This window comes from uncultured Draconibacterium sp. (assembly GCF_913060805.1).
Classification (GTDB): Bacteria; Bacteroidota; Bacteroidia; order Bacteroidales; family Prolixibacteraceae; genus Draconibacterium.
On record NZ_CAJXTC010000004.1, the window covers coordinates 69996 to 92490 of the forward strand.

Below are 22495 nucleotides of genomic sequence, written 5' to 3' on the forward strand. Positions count from 1 at the left end.
TTATTATTTTTTGCTTGTCGCTTTCGTTTATAATTCGGTTTCTAACAAGGTTTGTTTAACCTTGCGTAATTGGGTTGCCACGCTGGCATCGTACTGTTTATCATCCAATCGCAATACGAGGCCTCCAAGAATTTCGGGATTTACCTGAGCCGCCAACTCAATAGTAGCATTCAGTTCTTTGCCCAACAGTTCTTCCACTTTTTTTAGTGTAGAAGCATCCACTTCGGAGGCGGTGGTAAGAACTGCCGATTTAATATTGAGGTCTTTACGTGTGAGATCGAGAAAATTGCGGCAGATACCCGGAATGTGTACTTCGCGTTTGTTTTGAACAATCAGCAATAAAAAGTTAAGGCTGATCTCTTCAATTTTGCCTTCGAAAATACTGGTTACCAAGGCTGCCTTTTTTGATGATTTTACGATCGGGCTTTCCAGCAAAAGGATAAAATCTTTCGATGAGTTGCAGACATCCATAACTAACTGGATATCGGCTTTTAGCTTATCGAGCAGGTTTTTCTCTTTGGCTGTTGAAAAGAAAGCTTTGGCGTATCGTACAGTTATTGCGCTCTGGTCCATACTTAATTCAGCTTGATGTCGTCGATTAATCCGTCAACCATTTTTTCCTGTTCGGCCTTGTTGCTCAATTCTTTGCGAATCACTTTTTCAGCAATACTTACCGAAAGTTCGGCTACCTGCTTTTTAATGTCGCTAATGGCAGCTGTTTTTTCAGCTTCGATTTGCTGACGTGCCTGTGCAATGGTTTTTTGTGCTTCTTCAACCGCTTTATCCTTGGCTTCGGCAACAATTTTATCTTTTAGCTCTTTGGCCTCTTTCAGAATCGCTTCTTTTTCGCGGCGTGCTTCAGCAATAACTTTTTCGTTATCGGCTTTTAATCCGGCTACCTCTTTTTTAGCTTCTTCGGCCGAGCTCAAAGCAGTTGCAATAGAATCTTCGCGCTCTTTTAAAGCGGTAAGAATTGGTTTCCACGCAAACTTCTTCAATACAAAAAGTACGATTCCAAAAATGATGAGCATCCAAAAAATGGTGCCCGGATTCGGCATTACTAATCCCATGATTTAAAATTTTAAAGTGGCAACAGCATCCCGGGCAATCCCCGGGATGGCTGCCAAAGTTCTTTTGCTATACAAAAACGATTAGGATACAAACAATAACTGCGAAGAATGCAACACCTTCGATAAGTGCTGCCGACACAATCATGTTCGATCTGATGTCACCGCTAGCTTCTGGTTGACGGGCAATAGCTTCCATGGCACTGGCACCGATTTTACCGATACCCATACCAGCTCCAATTGCTGCTAAACCTGCACCAATTGCTGCTCCCATTTTACCAACCGATGCACCGGCGGCCGCTTGTAGCAATACTGTTAAAATAGCTGATAACATAGCTTTTAATTTTAAATATTAATGATGTTCTGAGGTCGCCATTCCGAAATAGAGTGCCGACAACAGAGTAAAAACATACGCTTGAATAAATGATACCAAAACATCGAGCAGCAGAATGAACACCGAGAACAGAATGGAAATAGGACTGGCTCCTAATCCAACTGCCGGGCCAAACAGGCTGCCGAATACAAAAATAAGGCTCACAAACACCATTACAATGAGGTGACCCGCCATCATGTTGGCAAAGAGTCGGACCATGAGTACAAATGGTTTTGTAATTACGCCTGAAAGTTCAACGATTGGCATTAACGGAATTGGGAATTTTAACCACCACGGAACGTCCGGGTTGTAAATTTCTTTCCAGTAATGTTTGTTACCGTTAATTGTTGTTACTGCAAAAGTAAACAGTGCCAGTACCATTGTAACCCCAATATTTCCTGTAACGTTTGCTCCAAATGGCGGAATTGGTATTAATCCCATGAAGTTGTTAATCAGGATAAAAAAGAACAGAGTTAAAAGGAACGGCATGAACTTCTCGTATTTATGTTCGCCAATGGCAGGTTTTGCCACTTCGTCGCGAATAAAAAAGATAATCGGCTCCAAAGCATTTTGTACGCCTGTTGGCGCTTTTCCTTTGTTCTTTTTAGCCAGCTTAGCCGTTGCAAAAACCAGCCACAATAAAATAACCACCGATGCCAAAATACCGGCAATTGTTTTTGTTATAGAAATATCGATTGGTGTTCCAATTTCGTGTCCTGCGGCATCCAGCTCAACTACTTTGCCTTTAAATTCTTCACTTTCTGAAATACGAAAACCTTTGTATGCGCTGTGTCCGTGATGAAATTTCGACGACATAAAAACATGGAAAGCTTTTCCTTCGTGCAATTCCGGTTGTTTGCTGTAAACAATTATCGGAAGTGGAATACTAACGTGCTTGTCGCCAAACGATGTAATGTGCCAGTCGTAGGAATCGGATACGTGATCGATTACAAATTCTCCGGCATTAAATCCTTCTTCAGCCTCTGCGTCTGAAGCATGCGCATCGCTTTCACCCGAGTGACTTTCTGTTGCGTGTGTCTTTTCTTCCTCCTGCCCGTGCTGAGCCTGAAGCTGGCCAAAACTTAATAACGAAAAGGCAAAGAATATAAAGATGGCTTTAGTAAGCTTAAGCATGGTTAATCTTTTTTCTTGTTGTAACAAGTCTGAAACTAAAATAAAAACACATTTTGGTAAGAGTTTTACCAAGGTGTTAAAACGAATTATCTCTTTCTAAGGTTCACAAATTTATAAGATTTTTTGGAGCGTGCGTGGAATTTGAGATTTTTCATCAGAATATTAACAATGTTTAAAAACCTGTTTTTGATGAAAGAGGGGGGAATTGCTGAATTATTTTTTGTCGGCCGACTTTGTGATTTTTGTAATCTCGGTTACTTCAAAAAAGGTAAAAATCAGGTAAAGAAGCATTAAGCAGATTACAAACGGAACAGCATTTTCTTTGTCGATGGCAATGTAAACGACAGCTACCACCGAGTACAAAACAAGTTTGAAAAAGGTGATGAGCATGTTACTGCGTGTAAATTTTCCGATATCTTTTTGGGCCATTTTTAGCTGATAGGCATGAATACCCAGGGTAGTCAAATAAAAGAAAAGTAACAGAAACGGAAGTACCGGCAGATAATATTCGGGGAATGCCAACGAAAATACCAACCAGCCAATTACAGCAATGGCCAATGTTATGCCTGTAAGTTTTGCGATGAAAGCCTTCATTTACTCTTTGGTTTTTTCGATTTGTTATCCGGTTTCAACAGGTTTTTTACACCATATATAATAGATGCAATTACTCCAAATATAACCAGCGCCAGCGTAAAACCTTTAAACTCGTTATTCATCCATTGGTCGATTTTGTAGCCCAGAAAAGTAAAACCTCCGATAATGGCCATCATCTCGAAACCGAGGCTGGAATAGCGAATAAACGAATTAGTTTTTTTGGTTGTATAAGGTTTTTTCTTTTGCATCTTCTTTTACTGGAGCACTCGCTGCACTGGCTCCTCCCATCGAGCAGGTTCCGGTAAAAGTTGCGCCCGGTTCAACGGCTAATTTTCCGGCAATAATATCGCCTTCAATTTTTGCCGAGGCTTTCATATTCAAAAGCTCATCAACAGTAACTTTGCCTTTTATAAAACCGGCGATCTCCACATTGTTGCATTTTACCTTGCCATCGATTTTTCCTTTCGGCCCGATAACAACTCTGCCTTTTGCTTCCAGGTTTCCAATTAGCTCACCATCAATACGAATGTCGCTGTTGGCAACAATATCGCCTTTAATGATAGTGCCTTCACCTAAAATGTTAATCGCTTGATCGGGGGTTTCGCCAAACGTTCTTCCGTTTTGTTTTGCCATGGTTTATAACTTCTTAACTGTCCTTAAAATTGGGTGCTTGAAGATACAATAAAATGAATCTTCAGCAAAAAAATGAAATAGAATCGCTAAAACAAAACGGGAAAGTGTTGCTTCTATTGTTCGGTTTTATTCCGAATCGTACGCCCACTTTAAGTAGGTACTACCCCAGGTAAATCCGGCACCAAAAGCTGCGAGAATAATATTGTCGCCTTTTTTCAGTTGCTTTTCGTAATCCCACAAACAAAGCGGAATTGTAGCTGCTGTGGTATTTCCGTATTTGCGGATATTGATCATTACCTGTTTTTTGCTGATTCCCATGCGGCGGGCAGTAGCTTCAATAATGCGCATGTTGGCCTGGTGTGGAACGAGCCACGCAACATCTTCGGAACTGATGTTGTGCTTTTCCATAATTTCAACTGCAACATCGGCCATGCTCGATACGGCAGCTTTAAAAACCGCTTGTCCTTCCTGGTATAAATAGTGCTCTTTGTTTTTTACAGTTTCCTCAGATGCAGGTTTTAACGATCCGCCAGCTTTTATATGCAGGTGATGACGTCCCAAACCATCAACACGGTTAATGTAATCTACAACTCCAAGATCTTCGGTAGTAGGTTCAACCAGTACCGCCGCTGCGCCATCGCCAAAAAGCGGGCAGGTGGTACGGTCTTCGTAATTAATAATAGCCGACATTTTTTCGGCGGCAACAATTACTACTTTTTTGTAGCGGCCCGATTCGATGAATTGTGTTGCTGTTGACAATGAAAAAATAAACCCTGAGCAAGCAGCATTTAAATCGAAACTCCAGGCGTTGTGAATATTTGTTTTGTGTGCGATAATATTGGCTGTGGCCGGAAGGTTCATGTCGGGCGTAATGGTAGCACAAATCAACATGTCGACTTCCTCGGGCGATGTGCCGGTTTTTTCCAGCAAATTCTCCACTGCACGCGCTCCCATGTCACTGGTTGCTTTTCCTTCTTCCTTTAAAATCCTTCGCTCCTTAATCCCGATACGCTGCATGATCCACTCGTCCGATGTGTCGACCATTTTGCTGATTTCTTCGTTTGTTAACCGGTATTCCGGGAGGTAGGCTCCAACTCCTGTAATTGCTGCCCTGATGTTAGCCATTATTCAAATACTAATTTTTGTTTACTGAAAATATAAGTTGCGGTCTTTTTTTACCGGGGTTAAATGTAGAGCGATTTACAGGAGACAGCAAAGAAAAGCCAATAGATATGGTGTGCGGAGGTGAAAAAATGTTCTTGATAGCTGAACAATTTATAACATTGTTCGAAAAATCAGAAAATGGAAAATGGGAGTGGACGTGCATAAAAAATCCATCTTCGGAAGATACCAAAGATGGATTTTTGTTAGTTAATGCCGGAAATTCCGGATGCTTATTTAACTATAATGCAATTTCTTTTTCAATTACTTGTTTTCCTCTGTAGTAACCACATTCAGGACATACTGTGTGGTATTTTACAGTTGTTCCACAGTTTGAACAAGTAGCCAGAGTAGGGGCAACTGCTTTGTAATGCGTACGTCTTTTATCCCTTCTCGCTTTCGATGTTTTATGCTTTGGATGTGCCATTGTTATGTATTTTTAATTATTATTCTTTAAATTTTTTAATGCAGCCCAGCGCGGATCAATTTCTTCTTCTTCATCGTCGTCCGCATCGAACTGTGTAATATTGTTTAATCTATCAATCATTTCCTGGTTACAGCCGTTTTCTCCGCTTTCCTCCGGATGAACATGCCGCAACGGAATACTCAGTGTAACGTATTCGTAAATAATTTGAGCCAGGTTGATGGCGTGTTCTTCGGGTAAAACCCAAATTACATTGTCGCCTTCTTCAAACTCATCTTCTTCGCCAAATTTTACAAATAATTCGGTTTCTAAAGACACGTCTTGTTGGTAGTTGTCGAGGCAGCGGTCGCAAACAAGCTCTAACCATCCTTCTAGTGCAAAGCTTAATTTCAGAAATGCACTTCGTTTTTCAAGTTTAACTTCTACGTTAACTTCCCCGTTGTCAACCAGACTCTCTTCAAAATGCTCAAAGAACTTATCGTTTACCTCAAATTGGTAATCGTGCAGGCCTTCTTTAAGACCTTTAAACTCAATATTATATTTGCTTTTCAAGCTCACGATTCCAAAAAAGTGGATGCAAAAGTATAAATTTTTTATTAACAGTTAAAGAAATCATAGAAATATTTCAAATTTCTTTGCAAATCAAAACAGTTAAACCTGAGCTATTTGCATTACTGCGTTGTATTGTATTTCTGTTCCCGCTTTTGTTGTTTATTATTCGCGTTGTGCAACGTTGGTTCCCTCAGTGTTGGCTAAATGTTCAACCGTGCGTACGTTCAGTTCCACTTCTTTGTTTATAAACTCGGGAATATTGTACGAGAAAAGCAGCTCTTCGTAGTATTCCGGATTTTTTTGCGGTAACAAAAAAGCTTTGCTTGCTTGCCCGTTTTCATCGAGATGGGAAATATAAGGGCGCGTATACAGGCCATTTATGCGTCGACTACTAAAAACAAACCAGCGTGAGTTGGACGACCACGAATGGTAACTTTCGGTGTCGTCGCTGTTGGCTGCTTCCAATGGTTGTACATCACCGCTTTCCAAATCCAACAAATAGAGATCTGCTTCTTTGTGCCAGATAGAGAAATTTCCATAATCCACCAGCGTGAACATGATGTACTTTCCATCGGGTGAAGGGCGCGGAAATGTTATGCTTTTTTCGATAGCTGCTGCATTAAAAAGTGTATCTACTTCGTTGCCAAATGTTCCGGTTGCCGGATCGAAATCAATGCTGCAGAGGTTGTAGCGCACATCCTGATATTGCATTGGCATTTGTTTGGCTTCGGCAGCACAGAAATATAGTTTTTTCCCATCGGGCGAAAAAGAAGGGAATGTTTCAAAATGATCTTTGGTCATTATTTTATCGCAGTACAATGTTTCATTTTTATTTACATCGTAAACTATCAGGTCCGATTCGGAATCGATCACTTCAACACGTTTGTCCTTAGTTTCGTGAAATACCTGCTGAATGTTGTTAACCGAATAGGTGAGGTAATCGCCGCTCGGGTGCCAAAAAGGGTAAACAAAGTTGGAAATGGTTTTGGGCGTTTTAGTGTTGAGGATTTTTACATCGCCATCGGTAGCCAGAATAGTACCACCTTTTTGCCCGCGTATGTGCAAACTCATATCGTCAGGATCGGTCAACCGGAAAGAATGACAATTTATGCAGCTTCCGGTAAGCAAAGTATTTTCGATAATTGTTTCCTGGTTGTATGAAGCCAGTTCACGCTGATAGATTCCCATTTTGCTGTACAGTTCGTATCCCGGTGCAATAAGTCGGTAGGCAATTCCGTAATCAATCGGATCGGCACTAACAGATACCGGGAAAGGTTTATACTCCACCCATTTGTCGTTTTCTTTGGCAAAAACGGTAAAACTTATTTCCGAACCTTTTGACAGCTCAAGCAAATTTGACCAGTTTTTAGCAGGGATACTAATATGATCTGTGCCTTTGACCGCTATGTAGTTTCCACTTTTGTTTTCAATACGCAGCGCAATTCCATCAACATTACCTTGCATTTTAAAATTTAAAGGAGCGATGTTATATGGTATCGTAACGTTTTTATAATCAGGGAATATTTCCGGCAGTTCATCTTTTACTGAATCTGAATTTGTATTGGGAGAACACGAATAAAAGGCGATTGCCAAGCCGGTAAGAAATATATAGATGTACTTTAACATACTCGATTGTTTTTAATTTCTAAAATGCAGATAGTACCAGTAAGTGTCGCCAAAATTTTTCTTCATTATGGCAGCATTTCGTGTGTTGTCATACTGGTTGTTATACTTTTTTAAACGTGTTCGAATTGAATTACTTATCGAAGACGTAATTTCTTCTTCCGTATGTTCATTGGTTGTTTCCCAAACGTATAACAACGCCTCCTGAAAATGTTTTGGGATAACTTTGTAATTCAGCGAACTTGACAATGGAAAATACCGCATAAAAAGTTGCAGGTTTTTGTCTAAAAGTGTTGCCGAAACCAGGTATTCAAAAGCGATCATATTTCGGTTGTTATTCATAAAAAGCAGCCCGATCATATTTAACTTTTCCTGTTCGCTAAACAGAAAATCTTTTTGAATTCGCGCTTTTCTCAGCCAGCCCCATTCAATATGTTGTTCTACCCTTTTTTCGTCTTTTATGATTTCCAGCGAATTGCTAGCCCATTTTCTGTAATAAAGTGTTTTTTGCAGTAAATGGAGGTATTTTGCAGCCAGTGCGTATTCTCCGTTAATAATATTGGTTTCGGCCAGGCGTTTTATCGATCGCACACTTTTTTGATATTCGGGCAAAGCTTCCATCGTTTCGAAGGCAAAACGTTGCGCCGTGTTTATAAGTCCGAGGTGATAATACACTTCGCCGGCAGTTGCCGGAATTGTGGCGTTGCTTGTAAAATCAGGAATGAGTCCGCCTATCCCGTTCTGATAATATTCAAACATTTTTTCACCCAATTGTCCTGTTTCAGCCAGCGCCAGGTTCAAACAGGCTATAGAAATAGGATTGGTAGGTTCTTTTTTGTCAGCCATTGTAATAACACGATCCCACCTCCGCATACGAATTTGAAAATCGTAAGCCATCATTTCTTCTTTCTCGAAATCGGCAGAATTATAGATAAACCCGAATGTAACAGCACTTAGCAACAAGGTTAGAATGGAAAGAAGAAGCCCGGCTTTTTTGATGGTAAGTATTTTTGAAAGAAACCACAAAGCAAACGGAATAAGAATGATTAGTAAAGCTATTACTGGTAATACTATCGGGTAATTTTCCGGGAAACGGAAATAGTTAACACCGATCCAAAACTTTTGCATGGGGTATTGTAAAACAACCATTTTTGCAAGGTGAGGTAAAATCAGCGTAATCAGCATCAGGGCAATTGCGTAGAAAAGATCGTTTTTGCCGATCTTACTTTTTCCAGTGAATTTTGTGAAAAGGATAAACAGGGTAAGTAAAACAAACAGGCCGCCAGCTGACCAGTATAAAATGATGAGCAGAAGTATTCCTGTTATCATTTGGCCGGTACCGCGTTTGGTTTTTAGATAAATCAGGCTGAATAATGCAAGCAAGATCATTGCGATCAGTCCACCAAGCATGTAGTTTTCATCACAAAGCAGACTCCAATAAAGTATTGATGGAAGAAATGTTATCGGCATCCAGTGTTTTGGAATCCCTAATTTTATTGTAGTAGCCAGTATAAGTCGTTGCAACAGTACCAACATTGCAGCCAGTATTAATGCTCCATTTCTTGAGTAGAAATAGAATTGGGTAAAAAAGTTTCCCAGGTAATCGCTCAATCCTCCCGGATGATCAACAAAATCGAGCAGGTAACGTGGTGTAAACAAAAACAGCTGATACTGTTCCTGGTAGTTGAGGTGAAAGGAATAATAAAAGCCAAAAAATATAAATGCGGCAACACCAAACACCAGCGAAAACACGGTGTCGACACCTATGATTTTGGGAAATAAATTTTGCTTCATTCGCTAAAGATACTTTTTTAGCAAGTATGGCTCAATGAACCTGTTCAATTTTTGTGTCGTTATAAATTTTCTCAATATCCATCGCATCAAACGGAACCTGACCTGTTGACAGCTCGGGAATATTGAATGATTTAAGCATAAAATCGTACTTCTCCGGGTCTTTTTGTGGAAGCACAAAAGGTTTGTGTGCTTTTCCGTTTTCATCGACATACGAAAAGTAAGGTTTGCCATACAACCCATTATCACGTTTACTGGCAAAAACAAACCAGCGGCTGTTCGACGACCAACTGTGATAGGTGTCGGAGTTTGGACCGTTCACATCTTTCAAAATATCGATTTCGCCGGTTTGCAGGTTTAGCATTTGCAAGTCGGCCTCGCGATGCCAGATAGGAAAAGTACCATAATTGGCTACGGTGAAAAGCAGGTGTTTTCCGTCGGGTGATGTTTTTAAATGACATGCCGATCCATGCTGAGTTTCGGAATTCCAAACCGTATCAACTTCTGTTCCCAGTGTTCCGTTTTCCGGATCGAAATCGATTCGATGAATGCTGTAACGAAGCGACTTGATGCTGTCGGGTAGCGGTTTATAAGGAGCTGAGCAATAATAAATTGATTTTCCGTCGGCAGAAAATACAGGGAAAGTTTCAAAAGTTGCAGTGTCGCTTAAAAAGGGGTGAGTGTTCACTTTGTCGTTGTCGAAATCAATCACGATAAGATCCGAAGCACTGTCGTAAACTTCCAGCCGTTTGCTTTGGCTCGAATGAAATTCCGGAATTACAATATTAGATGAAAATACACCAAAACGTCCCGACGGGTGCAAGTTTCCGTAGGTTGCATTCGCAATCATTTTATTGTTGCGGGTGTTTATTTTGCGCAATTCTCCGTCGCGATTCAATATGGTACCACCATTGGGGCCGCGCATGTGGAAGAACGATAATTCCGGGTTGTTATTCCCGTAAATATGGCAGTTCATGCAACTGTTTTTGGTGAGGTTGTTGTCGGCCAAAACGCGTTCGTCAAACGTTTCAATGCTGCGTTCAACCAACTGAATTTTATTCCACACTTCGTAACCCGGCTCAATTAACCGGTAACTCACGAATCCATCTATTTCATCCGGTTTTACTGTCCATGAAAACGGTTTGTACTGTGTCCACTCCTCATTTGTCAGGCAAGTTACGGTAACCGAAATTGTTTGTTCTCCGGCCGCAAGCAATTCCTTCCATTTCTTTATTGGTATTTGTATTTTCTGTTCTCCGGAAACAGTTAAACTCCCTTCTTTTCCTTCGATTGTAACAACTGTGTTTTTCGCTGAATCAGTCAGCATAAAATTCAAAGGAGCGATGTTTTCAGGAATCGTGACATTAATATAATCCGGGTAAATGGCCGGGAATGTATCGACTGTTTTTGCATTTTGCGGCGACTGTTTACACGAAATCAAAAACAGCAAAACCAAAACTCCAAGTATCATCAAGCGCTTCTTCATCCTTCTCCTACTTTTATAGTTGCAAAATGATAATAAAACCAATACGAACTTTTAAATTCTTCTCCCAACGATTTGGAATCTCTTTTCTTGTACAACTCAGTGTACTTCCAAAAATCGTCCACCAACGATTTGTCCAGTTTGTAGGCAAGATATTCTTTCGGGCCGGCATTATTTCTTGCCAACGAAATCAGCAGCGCCTGCGTGTAAAGTTCGCAGGGAGCGGTGCCCAAAGGTTTGGCATAAGCATTATAATCGGCAACAAAACCGTCGATATTTTTCGAAAGCAGCTGAAAACAAAGTAAATAATCGCGGGCTGCTTTGTTGGTGGGATTATGATCCAGCAGATTTCTTAGCGACGCTACCACATCGTTATTGGCGCGAAGCGTATCTACCGAAGAACAGTTAAGTCTTTTGCGAATGATCCACTTTTTAAATGCTTCCGATTGGTTTTCCGGTCTTCGGTTTTGTGCCCACTTTCGGTAGCATAAAGTGTGCTCCAACATGGTCAGGTATTTATCGGCTGCTTTTTCTTCTCCGGCAATTAGATTGATTTCGGCCATGCGTTTCACCATTCGACTGCTTCGCTGGTTATACGAAAAAATTTGTCCCAGCACTGTAGAGTGTTCTGACATGGTTAAATCGCCCACCCAAAACCAGGCTTGGTTGCTAAATAGTATCGACAAAAAAGAAGACCGATAGCTAAGTTTAAGGAAAAGTCCATATTCTCCGGGCTGATAATAATCCAGAAGATTCTCGGGTAATTGATTTAAATGACTGCTGGCCAAATTGTAATAATACGTTGCATTTTGGTCGTTTTGATCATATTTCCGTGCCGTTTTTAGCACCTCGTCCCAATTGCCCCGATCACTTTCAATACTCATTGCAAATATCTCCTCTTCGTGCAAATCGGGCGTATTCCAAAACAAATTCATCGGATATTGAAACGCATCGCGAAGTGGCACCAAATAATGCGGACGCAAAAGAAAAGGCAAAATCAGTACCGCAAAATATACTACAGAAATGATCTTAAAATGATTTTTGAACTCGCCGGTCAGAAGAAGTAAAAGTGCTACCCAGGCTCCGTAACCAAATATCCAGTAGCCGATTAGCAGAAGTAATAAATTCACAAAAACCCTGGGCGTTTGTTTCAGTTTTAGCGATAGGCCAATTCCGGCAATCGCGAAGCCGCCAATTAATGCCACTGTTGCCGACAATGGATATACCACCCCGGTATTTCGAAGCGCTTCCCAGCTTGCAATCAGCAGGATAATTGTAAAGGCCGGCAATCCTGAGAATAGCTTTTTTAGCGACCAGAATCCTGTTGCGATCAATACAAGAAGCGTTAATGTAATTGTTACTGCTCCTCCACCGATGTAATAGAAAAACTGGGTAAGGAAATCACCCAAAAGGGAGGCCAGCCAGGCCGGTTTGTTGAAGTACGAAAACAAGTAGCCCGGTTCGAATAAAAACAGCTGCATTTGCTCGCGGTGAAACAAATGATAAGGATAGAAAAACTGAAAAAACAGGAAACAAATAATTCCCCAGAGCAGCGCCACTGCTATTCCAATTTTTCGTGATTTTATCATTCCTCTGTTCACCATTAATTGCTTTTAAAAGAAAACGATGGTTTCTCTTCCTGCATCAACTGTTCTTCAATTTCAGGGATGTTCAGCTTTACGGGGGCGTTGCTAAATTCAGGAATATTGTACGAGAATAATAACTCTTTGTAAAAGTTAACCGGATCTTTCTGTGGCAATAAAAATGCCTTGTCAGCCTCACCGTTTTCGTTAATATGCGCAATGTACGGGCGGGTGTATAATCCATCACCACGCCGGCTGCTAAACACTGTCCAGCGAGAATTGCTGCTCCATGAATGGTAACTTTCGGTATCGTTGCTGTTTATTCCATCCAGCGGTTTTGCCTCTCCGGTAGCCAGGTCTAGCATCCACAAATCCGCTTCTTTGTGCCAAATCGAAAATTGCCCAAAATCTATAAGTGTAAACATGATAAAACGACCGTCGTAACTTGGTCGCGGAAATGTAACCGATTTATTCATTCCTTCAGCATAAAACAGCGTGTCGATGTGGTTGCCAAACGAACCGGTTGCCGGATCAAAATCAATCGCACACAAATTATATTGAATGTCGCGAAACTCGGCAGGCATATTTTTCGGTCCGGCACAAGTAAAGTACAAGCGTTTTCCATCGGGTGAAAATGACGGGAAAGTCTCAAAATTCTCCGTTTTCAGCAATGGCGAAGTAATGATTTCGTTCGTTTTTACGTTATAAACCGTAACATCCGATTTAAAATCGAACACTTCAATACGCTCCGATTCCCTTGTGTGAAAGGTTTGCCGGGTCATGTTATTCGAGTAGGCAATGTAGTCGCCCGAAGGATGCCAGTATGGATAAACGCTAGGCGAAAGTGTACTGTCGGTTTTGGTTGAATAAGCCGTAATTTCTTTGTCGGGCGTTGCTACAAAGGTGGCTCCGTGATCTCCTCTCACATGAAAAGTAAGGTACGAGGGGTCGGTTTGTTTGAACGAATGACAGTTGACACAACTACCCGACACCAAGGTGTTTTCAAGGATTGCATCCTGTTTAAAATCGGCTAAAGTACGCTGGTAAATTCCCATTTTACTGTACACTTCATAGCCGGGCGCAATAAGCCGGTAACAAATACTTTCGTCAATCGGATCCGCGCTTACATGAATGAAAAACGGCAGGTACGATAACCACTGATTTTCCGTTTTTACACTTACCTCAACTTTTATACTATCGCCAATATTTTCGCTCAATAAATCCTTCCATTTATTAATAGGAATTTCGGGTGTGCTGCTGCTTTGCAAATGAATTGTAGTGTTCCCTTTTCCTGAGAAAACGAAGTCTGTAAGTTCAAAATTATCGGCCATCGAGAAATTCAAAGGAGCAATTACCGATGGAACTGTAACTCCAATATAATCAGGTTGAATATCAGGCAGTGATGAAACTTGCTGCGAGTTGCTCACCTCTTCTTTCGACGAACAGGAAAACAGCACCAGCAAAAGGAATATATAACTTAAATAGAGTCTCATAATCAAAGTAATTTTGCATTTATTCAAAATGTAAATAGTACCAAAATGTATCACCGTAACGCGATTTTAGCAACTGCTTGGCAGCTCCGCGTTGTTTGGTGTAAATTGTTGCGTAATCAACAACAGCCCTGCGAATAACCGGGTTTATCGGCCACGGCATTCCATTAAAAGTTCCGTTTTTTTGGGTCCACATAAAAACCAGCGCCTCCTGAAAATGCCTTGGGATTTCGGTATAATTCAGGTTGCGACCCACACTAAAATAATTTACAAAATGCTGCAAATCCTTTCGCAAAAGACAGTAGGCCATTAAATATTCGAAAGCCATTTTATTGTGGTAATCGTGTTCGTACAACAAACCAAGCATCATGTCTTTTTCCTGCGGGCTGTATACAAACTCATCGGTTGTGCGAATTTGTCTCAAATAAACCCAGTCTTTATGTTGGTTGAATTTCGTACTGTCGTCGATGCAACTCAGTGCTTCGTTGGCCCAGTCTTTATAAAACTGCGTGTGTTGCAGCAGGTAAAGGTATTTTTTAGCCACGGCATACTGATGGTTCAGCAAATTGGTTTCGGCCAGACGTTGCATAATTCGTACACTTTTTTGCTTGTCGGAAATCGATTCCATCGCTTCAAAAGCATGTGCCTGCCCAATATTTATCAACCCTAAATGGTAATAGATTTCAGACGAAACCAGCGCCCCAACATAGTGTTTTGCAAACTCCGGGATCAGTCCGTTGGCATCGTGCTGGTAATAATGAAACATGCGCGTTCCCAACTGACCGGTTTCGCCCAAAGCCAGGTTTAAATAAGCAACCGTGTATGGCGTGTGCGGCGTGTTTTCATCGGCCATTTTAATGATCTCTTTCCAGTTGTTGTGGCGCACGTAATAATCGTAAGCCATGTATTCTTCGGTTTCAAGATCGTTAAATTTGTTGATGGAAGAATATCCGATGAACACAACCAGTAAGAATGAAACTACTGCGAATATTTTTGTATGCACACTCTTTTTTAGAGTTGGAATGAAAACATAAAGTGCAATTATAAGTGCAAAACTCAATCCGCCCCAAACCTGTAGAAAAGGCGCTTCAACGGGTAAGCGGAAAAGACCGATACCGGTTAACATTTCAGTGATGGGATATTGAACCAAAAAGTTGAAGCTAATTAAAACTGACGCGATAGAAAGCAGAATTCCCGCAGCTAACCAAATAATAAGCTTTGTAATTGAAAAAGCCTTATCGTGAACTATGCGTTCCGAAAGCAGGATCACTAAAAACGGCAGCCAGAACATTCCTCCCGACAACCAAAACAGCACTGGAAGAGAAACCAGTGCACTGCCCAATCGAATTGTTTTACGCGGAATCAATAAAATGATCCAGGTGGTGAAAACGATAAAAAGTAGTGAAACGAGGCCTGTCAGCATAAAGTTTTCGTCGCAAAGAAAAGCCCAGTACAATACCGACGGCAAAAAGCTCAGCGGATAAAGAAAGTGTTTGACTTTTTTGTCGGGCGATGCCAAAACCAAAATTCGCCAGCTTAGGCGTTGCAAGAGAACTAGCAATAACGCAATAATTAGAGCGCCTGCCCAGCGGTAATAATAAAACTGGGTAAGAAAGCGTGCAATATAATCGGCAAGTCCGGTTGGTCTTGAAATTAAATCAACAAAATAAGACTTCAAATACAGGAAAAATTGGTATTGTTCCTGGTGACTCAGTAAGTTGGGCCGAATCTGCAACCAAAAGAAAAACACGCCAATTCCGAGTAGAAATGTTAAGCCCCATTCCAGCAAACGGACGTTTAGTATTTTCGTTTTCGATGGTTCTTTCATTTCTCGTTTGTTTTAAACAGCGAATCTATTTCTGCTTTTTTGTCGTCGGGAACCGCAACTTTAACCTGGTTGTACAAAAAGTTGCCCAGCGTATTGTCGCCCATTTCTTTTAAAATCCCATAATTAAAAGCTTTCGATTCGTTTTTGAACTTTTCAATAAGCACCTCCGATTCCAATGCGCGGGTTGAATCTTTTTGTGCCAATTCTCGTGCACTTAGAAGTTTGGTTAAGGTTTCTCCACGATACGTTTTCCACTTTTGCAAAGCATCGTTCTGAGCGGTTCCTCCGCCATTACTAACCGAATCCAATGTCACATCAATTTGGCCGGGTTCGGTAACAACAAGCAATTCCTGAACTTGCATCCGCTGCTTCATAGGCATCCTGATTACCGCAACACGTTCAATATCTCCATGGAAAACAAAACTACTGTTTTCAATTAAAACCGAGTCGACATCGTTTACAGTGTGTGGTTCTGTCGGTACAAGATATATCCATTCGCCGTTAAACTGCGAATCCGGTAATTCTCCTTTTATTTCAAAAGCAGGTTGCTTGCACGACGTTGCAAAAACGAAAAACAGAGCACCAAGTAGAACCCAATTCTTTTTAATAAATGTAAATATGCTATCTGATTTTTTCACCAATTTCATCTTGTAAAACATCCTTAAATCTTCTCCAATATATTTAAATTATTTTCTTTCGAAAAGCATTTCCTCACGATCGGGCTGCATTAACTCTTTTTCAACTTTTCGGGCGTTAAACGGTACTTTTCCGGTAACAAACTCAACCGTGTTATAGGCATAAAACAAATCCTGATAATATTCGTCGGGATTTTGCTGAGGCAGCATAAACGGTTTTCCAACATTGCCATTTTCATCGATGTGCGAAAAATAGGGGCGGGCAAATAAATCACCGTCGCGCCGGCTTTCAAAAACAAACCAACGCGAGTTTGAACTCCAGTTGTGGTATCCGTCAGAATACGCACTGTTAACTTCATTCAGCGGCCTTGTTTCGCCACTATTTAAATCGAGCAGCCACAAATCGGCATCGGTATGGTACATCGGGAAACTACCGTAATTTATTTTGTTATACATCAAATATTTACCGTCGTACGAAGCCCGTGGAAGTGTGGCGCTTTTCCGGTCGATGGCGAGATTTACGACCGTATCCACTTTGTTGCCGAAAATACCGGTTTCCGGGTCGAAGGAAATACTGCAAATATTATAGAACGTTTCTTTTAATTCGCGGGGCAGATCTTTATGAGCTGCCGAGGCAAAATACAGTGTTTTTCCATCGGCAGAAAAGGCCGGGAAAGTTTCGAATGAACTGCCTGAAATCAAATCGGAGGTGAGCAGTGTGTTGTTTTCAATGTCGTAAACCAAAAGATCAGAAGCTTCGTCGAAAGTCTCGATTAAATCGGTGGCAGTGGTGTGAAAAGTCTGCCTGACTTTGTTGGTTGAATAGGCAATGTATTTTCCCGAAGGATGCCAGAACGGATACATGCACGACGCCAAAATCGAATCGTTTGCTGATTCCAGAATCTTTGTTTCTCCGTTGGTTTTTATAATCGTAGCTCCTTGTGCGCCGCGAATATGTATGCTTTGCTGTTGCGGATTTCCGCGATTAAATGTGTGGCAGTTTACACAGCTTTTAGTAACCTGTGTATTCTCAAATAATGGTCGTTGGTTGTAGCCCGACAACTCACGTTCGTAAATTCCCATTTTGCTGTAGGTTTCGTAACCCGGAGAGATGAGGCGATACACGATTCCATAGTCAATCGAATCGGGGCTCACATACATCGAAAACGGTTTGTACTGAAACCACTGATCGGCTTTTTTTACACTTACCTCGAATTGGATTGAATCGCTACAATTTTTTGCCAGCAAATCCTGCCAGGCGGACTGCGGAATATCGATGTTGTTTTTGTATTCTTCTTGAAAAGCTACTTCGTTGCCTGCTAGGATTTTCAGTTCCAAAGAACTGTAATCCGAACTGTCGACGGTGAAGTTTAGCGGAGCAATATTCATCGGAATTGTAACGCCAATGTAATCCGGGTAAATCTCAGGATAACTATCGATTTTTTCGGCATGTTGAATGTCTTCTTTGCACGAAAAGAGCAACAGGGAGAATATGGCTATGTAGATTAATCGTTTCATCATTTGTTATCTTTTTCACACAACAAATAGTACCAGTAGGTATCGCCAAATTTATCGGCCAACAGTTTTTTGTCGGTAACCGAATTGTATTCTGCAATAAACGCTTTCATATTGTTCGAAATCCGGGTGTCGATCTCCCATGGAATTTCGTTAAGCGGTTTGTTCTGCGACGACCACAACACTGTCAAGGCTTCCTGAAAATGAACAGGAATTGAAAAATAGGAAATTCCATCGCCAAGACTAAAGAACTTTATAAATCCGGTGATGTCGCGCTCAAGCAGTTTGTATGCCATTAAATATTCGAAAGCAACCCGGTTTGTGGAATTCTTTTTTAACAGCAATGCCAGAATGATATCCTGTTCGTCGGCATTAAAAAAGAAATCTTCGTCGATGCGGTTTTTTCGCAAGCTTCCAAATTCAGGATGTTTGTTTACGGATTCATCGTTAAATAAAAGTGTTTCCGCTCGTTTTGCCCACTTTCGGTAAAACAGGGTTTCTTCTAAAACGTTGAGATATTTTCGGGCCGTTTTGTAGTTGCCGTTAATAATGCTGACTTCTGCAATTCGTTTATAACAGCGCGCACTTTTTTGGTAATCGGGAATCGATTCCATGGCTTCAACTGCCAGGCGGTGCGCTGTGTTAACCATTCCCAGGTGATAATAAACTTCGCCGGCAAACAGGGGAGTCATCATATCTCGTTGGTATTTTGGCAGCAGCGATTCCAGTTTGTCGTACTGCGGAAACTGAAACATGTGATTGCCCAACTGTCCGGTTTTTGCCAAAGCAAGATTCACGCATGTTGATGCCAGCGATGATACCGGAGGATTTTTCTCCGCTTTCTGAATAATTGCATTCCATTGATGCATCCGGGCCATATAGTTGTAGGCAAAAGCTTCTTCTTTGGCGGTATCAACCTTTGAAATTATTAAACCGGTTCCGCCTCCAAATACCAGCAGGAATAAAACGATAGATGCCCAGATCATTTGTTCTTTTTTAATCACCCGGTGAATGAGAATGGTTAAAAAGGAAATTGAAACGAATAGGAGCAAGGCAACATTTTTGATGAATGGCATGAAGTCGGGGTAGCGGTAATAATTGATGCCATTTAAAACCCTCGATAACGGATAGCTGACCAGAAGTTGGGATGCGAGAAGAACAGCGTAAACATACAGGACAAAAACCGAAAAAACAGCGATCCATTTAGGAATTGAGAATTTATACTGGTTGAGTAAAATTTCGTGCAAAAGAAGTAAGGCAACAAAAATGATTGACGCGCTGCCTGCAATCCAGAATAAAACAGGAAATAGTAGTACTCCGCAAATGGAGCGTGTTGTGTTTTTCGGAATCTGCATGCAAGTTAATGACGCGGATAGTGCGAATAACAGTGCTATCGGGAGACTTAACATCGCGTTTTCGTCGCATAAAAATGCCATTATAGCAATTGACGGCACAAACGAAACGATTGTGTTAACAAGTGAGTTGGAGTGTGTAAATAGTCGAATGATTCTCAGGAACAGGATTTGGATGAGGGTGAGCACAGAAGCAATAATTCCTGCTCCCAACCATGGAAACAAAAAGAACTGAGTTAAGAAGCGGGCAATGTAATCGGCGCCTCCTCCGGGAATTGAAAGTAGTTCGATAAAATATTGCCCCGAAAACAGGAACAATTGATATTGTTCGTGAAATGCCACATGATAAGGATATACAAGCCCAAAGAATAAAACAACAATTCCCCAAAAGGCAAGTCCGGGGAAAAATTTGAAAATTCGTTTTGGCTTTGTCATCATCGCAAATATTGTTTTTTATGCGAGCATTTGCAGCTACTTCCGATAAACTTAAAAAATGCAGCCCGGCAAAAATACAAAAAGGAAATTATGATAGGCTACTGGTAGGAAGACGAAAGGGATTCAATTTGAATCCCTTTCGTTATAAGTGTTATGAACTTATTAGAATCATTATTCAGGGCTTGTGCCTTCAGCTCTGAAACACCAGAACCATGCAGCACCCCATGAACCGGCTCCTGGCTCAGGAGCAGACAACCATAATTCGTCGTCGTTAAGTTTCAGGATGCTGTATTCATAATATGGCTCATCACCATTGTTATGGTTAACGCCTAACAGTACGTTAGTTCCTGAAGTATAAAAAGCACCGATGTCCCAACCCGGGCTAACCATTTGCGACATGTCGAAGTCGAAAGATCCCTGGTTACCATTACTTTTTGTCAGTGTTAAACCGTTAAGGCTGAATGTCATCGAAGCGTCTTTACCGTCGCCTTCACTGTTCATTCCTGTAGCTTGTTCGTCAAGTCCGTCCATGCCTACAAGCCACCATCCCGGGCCAATATTTCCCATGTATCCACCGTTTCCGAATGGTGCAGGTGCATATTCGTCCCAAACCCAAACTTTTTCACCGTCGCCACAGAAATAACCATATTCTGCTTCAACCGGATAGTTATCTGAGATTTTATCAATCTGTACAGTAAATTCTTTCGAGATCTCGGTTCCGTCAGGATTTAATCCCAGCAAAGTAACCGTTTGTTCGCCGGTGGCAAACATTTTAAGTTCGGCATATGTACTTGCTTTGCTCAAAATACCATTGGTCCATTTGGTAGTAATTGGGCTCGAGCATTCGCAAATTACATAGTTTACGTTTTGGCCATCTTCCTGAACAACAGTTACTGTTGCTTCAATTTCATCAGCACTAATTGCGCCCCCCATCTCGTAACGATCTTCGATGGGATCGCAAGCTGTAAAGAAAATGGCAGCTATAAAAGTTAGTCCTAAAAATATCTTTTTCATTGTATAATCTTTTTACAATTAATTACTTCCACATCGAAGTATCATATGTTTTATTATCTCCATCTCCCCAGCCGGCATTCTGCTCAAGATATTCAGAAAGCTCGATTTGTGCCTGAGGAATAGGCCAGAATCCCTGTGTTGCCTGGTAACGTCCAACAAGTCCGTCGCCCAGGTCGGGCATGTTAGTCCATACAGTTTCGTGGTTTACGCGTACGCCAACTTGTTTTGCCAGTGCTTGTTCGGCAATGTGCCAGCGGCGAATATCAGCCCAGCGACGACCTTCGCCAACTAACTCCCAACGGCGTTCGTTTTGTAAGGCTTCTTCAGAGTAACCAACAGGTTCTAACCCGGCGCGTTCGCGAACCTGGTTCATGTATGTTGCATCTTTGGTTAACTCCGATTGCATAAGCAGGATATCGGCAAATCGCATCAGAATTAAATCCTGGTAGTGAGCTCCCTGCATGTGGTTTCCATTGTGGCTTGAAGTATAACCTTCAAGGAATGTCCAGAAAATGTTGTTGGTATCAAAAGTTACTGCGTTTCCTTCAGCATCTTTTTTAGTAGTTACAGGCTGCATTTTTTTCAATGCGTAACCTGAATCCTCATCACAGTCAGAAACGAAAACGTAACCTTCCAGTTCGTTTTGGCAGTCAACAATAGAAGCTGTTTTACGAATGTCGGTAACACCGTTAGCTGATTCCCATTGTGTCCAATCGTTCCAAAGGTTGGTTGAAACAGCAGCCTGTCCCCAGCCTTGTCCGAATGGGAATGTATTTTCGTAACCATTGTCGCCGGTACGCAAGCCCTGGTATAAAATGTACTGGTTTGAATAACCCATTTGGTGAGGATCGCTCCATCCTGCATAGTTCATATACTGAACAGAAAACATCTCTTCCTGGTTACCGTTTCCGGCCCATGCCAAAGGATTTCCATCAACACCTGTTTTTACAACACCGCTATCAGAAGTAAACGAATAATCGTCAACAGTAAGCGAGTTTGTGTATGGCCATAAATTACGGAAATCGCCAAGCAGACTGTGACCTGAGTTGGCAATACAATCGTTAAGGAAGCCAATTACATCGTCTTTTGTTACGCTTCCGCTTTCAACAGTTGGTAACGCATCTTTGCTGTAGAATCCGGTGTAGAAAAGGAAGTTACGAGCCATCATACCTTCAGCATCCCATTTTGTAGCGTGACCTGATTCGTAAGCGGTATAAGGCTGGTCTTTCATTAAGTCGATCGCCAATAATAAGTCGCTTGCAATTTGCGCATAAATTTCGTCAGCAGTAGCAGCAGGCATATCGGTAACCGATGTTGAAACAACCAGTGGCACCTCGCCAAACATTTCGGCTAATTGCTGATAGAAGAAAGCACGAAGGAAATAAGCTTCACCCAGTGCCTGATTACGGTTTTCTTCGCTACTCCATTCGCAGTTGTCAATGGTTTCAATAACTGTATTAGCGCGGAAAACGCCCATATACATTATCTGCCAGAAGTTATCGAACATCGTACTCTTGTTTTGCAACAAGTGTCCAATTGCAGTAATTTCAACGTCACCTGTACCACCTGCACCAAAACGGTCGTCAGAAGCCAGTTCCGAAACCATATAATAACTTTCGGTAGGGTAACAAGTCATCTTGTTTAATATAGAGTACACCGCAGTAACTGCCATTTGTACGTCGCTTTCAGTTTTAGGAAAGTTCGACGTGTTGGACTTTGTGTAGTTCTCGGTATCCAACATGTCTTCACATCCAACAAAGAAGACTGCAAGAGCTATAACTAAATAAAATATCTTTTTCATAATCTCT

21 protein-coding genes are annotated in these 22495 nt (G+C 41.4%); all 21 read right to left on the minus strand.

Annotation, left to right across the window (positions count from 1 at the left end; translation table 11 throughout):
- Nucleotides 1–27: 27 nt before the first annotated feature.
- The 21 genes from atpH to QZ576_RS03750 all read right to left on the minus strand — a co-directional run bounded on the left by atpH (nt 28) and on the right by QZ576_RS03750 (nt 22488).
- The gene (gene atpH, locus QZ576_RS03650) at nt 28–573 is read right to left on the minus strand and encodes an ATP synthase F1 subunit delta (protein ID WP_297094164.1); all 546 of its coding nucleotides are present in this window, start codon (nt 571–573) and stop codon (nt 28–30) included.
- Between the two features lie 2 nt (nt 574–575).
- Nucleotides 576–1070 (minus strand): F0F1 ATP synthase subunit B, encoded by a 495-nt coding sequence (locus tag QZ576_RS03655; protein WP_297094165.1) that lies wholly within the window; start codon nt 1068–1070, stop codon nt 576–578.
- Between the two features lie 67 nt (nt 1071–1137).
- Nucleotides 1138–1401: an ATP synthase F0 subunit C gene (gene atpE, locus QZ576_RS03660; protein ID WP_038557555.1), complete on the minus strand. Its 264-nt coding sequence runs from the start codon at nt 1399–1401 to the stop codon at nt 1138–1140.
- 18 nt (nt 1402–1419) lie between these two features.
- Nucleotides 1420–2574 carry a F0F1 ATP synthase subunit A gene (atpB, locus tag QZ576_RS03665; protein ID WP_297094169.1) on the minus strand — a complete coding sequence of 385 codons (1155 nt, stop codon included), beginning with the start codon at nt 2572–2574 and terminating at the stop codon, nt 1420–1422.
- 213 nt (nt 2575–2787) lie between these two features.
- Nucleotides 2788–3168, minus strand: coding sequence for a hypothetical protein (locus tag QZ576_RS03670; protein WP_297094171.1), 381 nt, complete (start codon nt 3166–3168; stop codon nt 2788–2790).
- Complete coding sequence (locus QZ576_RS03675; RefSeq protein ID WP_297094173.1) at nt 3165–3416, minus strand: AtpZ/AtpI family protein; 252 nt, start codon at nt 3414–3416, stop codon at nt 3165–3167. Before QZ576_RS03675 ends, QZ576_RS03670 begins: the two co-directional genes overlap by 4 nt.
- On the minus strand, nt 3379–3801 hold the full coding sequence (locus tag QZ576_RS03680; RefSeq protein ID WP_297094175.1) for a polymer-forming cytoskeletal protein: 423 nt from the start codon (nt 3799–3801) through the stop codon (nt 3379–3381). The genes QZ576_RS03675 and QZ576_RS03680 overlap by 38 nt, the downstream gene beginning before the upstream one ends.
- Nucleotides 3802–3927: 126 nt before the next feature.
- Nucleotides 3928–4926, minus strand: coding sequence for a beta-ketoacyl-ACP synthase III (locus QZ576_RS03685; RefSeq protein WP_297094177.1), 999 nt, complete (start codon nt 4924–4926; stop codon nt 3928–3930).
- 277 nt (nt 4927–5203) lie between these two features.
- Complete coding sequence (rpmF, locus tag QZ576_RS03690) at nt 5204–5389, minus strand: 50S ribosomal protein L32 (RefSeq protein WP_074780135.1); 186 nt, start codon at nt 5387–5389, stop codon at nt 5204–5206.
- Nucleotides 5390–5401: 12 nt separating this feature from the next.
- Complete coding sequence (locus tag QZ576_RS03695; RefSeq protein WP_297094180.1) at nt 5402–5938, minus strand: DUF177 domain-containing protein; 537 nt, start codon at nt 5936–5938, stop codon at nt 5402–5404.
- Between the two features lie 162 nt (nt 5939–6100).
- Nucleotides 6101–7564, minus strand: coding sequence for a hypothetical protein (locus QZ576_RS03700; protein ID WP_297094182.1), 1464 nt, complete (start codon nt 7562–7564; stop codon nt 6101–6103).
- Nucleotides 7565–7576: 12 nt separating this feature from the next.
- Entirely contained in the window at nt 7577–9355 is a 1779-nt protein-coding gene (locus QZ576_RS03705) for a DUF6057 family protein (RefSeq protein ID WP_297094184.1), read from the minus strand.
- A gap of 31 nt (nt 9356–9386) precedes the next feature.
- Nucleotides 9387–10838: a hypothetical protein gene (locus QZ576_RS03710; RefSeq protein WP_297094186.1), complete on the minus strand. Its 1452-nt coding sequence runs from the start codon at nt 10836–10838 to the stop codon at nt 9387–9389.
- Nucleotides 10835–12439, minus strand: a complete 1605-nt coding sequence (locus QZ576_RS03715) for a DUF6057 family protein (RefSeq protein ID WP_297094188.1) — start codon at nt 12437–12439, stop codon at nt 10835–10837. Before QZ576_RS03715 ends, QZ576_RS03710 begins: the two co-directional genes overlap by 4 nt.
- Nucleotides 12439–13911, minus strand: coding sequence for a hypothetical protein (locus QZ576_RS03720; RefSeq protein ID WP_297094189.1), 1473 nt, complete (start codon nt 13909–13911; stop codon nt 12439–12441). The genes QZ576_RS03715 and QZ576_RS03720 overlap by 1 nt, the downstream gene beginning before the upstream one ends.
- 19 nt (nt 13912–13930) lie before the next feature.
- Nucleotides 13931–15736 carry a DUF6057 family protein gene (locus QZ576_RS03725; RefSeq protein WP_297094191.1) on the minus strand — a complete coding sequence of 602 codons (1806 nt, stop codon included), beginning with the start codon at nt 15734–15736 and terminating at the stop codon, nt 13931–13933.
- Complete coding sequence (locus tag QZ576_RS03730) at nt 15733–16374, minus strand: DUF4369 domain-containing protein (RefSeq protein WP_297094193.1); 642 nt, start codon at nt 16372–16374, stop codon at nt 15733–15735. The genes QZ576_RS03725 and QZ576_RS03730 overlap by 4 nt, the downstream gene beginning before the upstream one ends.
- Nucleotides 16375–16422: 48 nt before the next feature.
- Nucleotides 16423–17892, minus strand: coding sequence for a hypothetical protein (locus QZ576_RS03735; protein WP_297094195.1), 1470 nt, complete (start codon nt 17890–17892; stop codon nt 16423–16425).
- Nucleotides 17889–19676: a DUF6057 family protein gene (locus tag QZ576_RS03740; RefSeq protein WP_297094196.1), complete on the minus strand. Its 1788-nt coding sequence runs from the start codon at nt 19674–19676 to the stop codon at nt 17889–17891. The genes QZ576_RS03735 and QZ576_RS03740 overlap by 4 nt, the downstream gene beginning before the upstream one ends.
- Before the next feature lie 168 nt (nt 19677–19844).
- Entirely contained in the window at nt 19845–20687 is an 843-nt protein-coding gene (locus QZ576_RS03745; RefSeq protein ID WP_297094198.1) for a hypothetical protein, read from the minus strand.
- A gap of 22 nt (nt 20688–20709) precedes the next feature.
- Nucleotides 20710–22488, minus strand: a complete 1779-nt coding sequence (locus QZ576_RS03750) for a RagB/SusD family nutrient uptake outer membrane protein (protein ID WP_297094201.1) — start codon at nt 22486–22488, stop codon at nt 20710–20712.
- Nucleotides 22489–22495 lie beyond the last annotated feature (7 nt).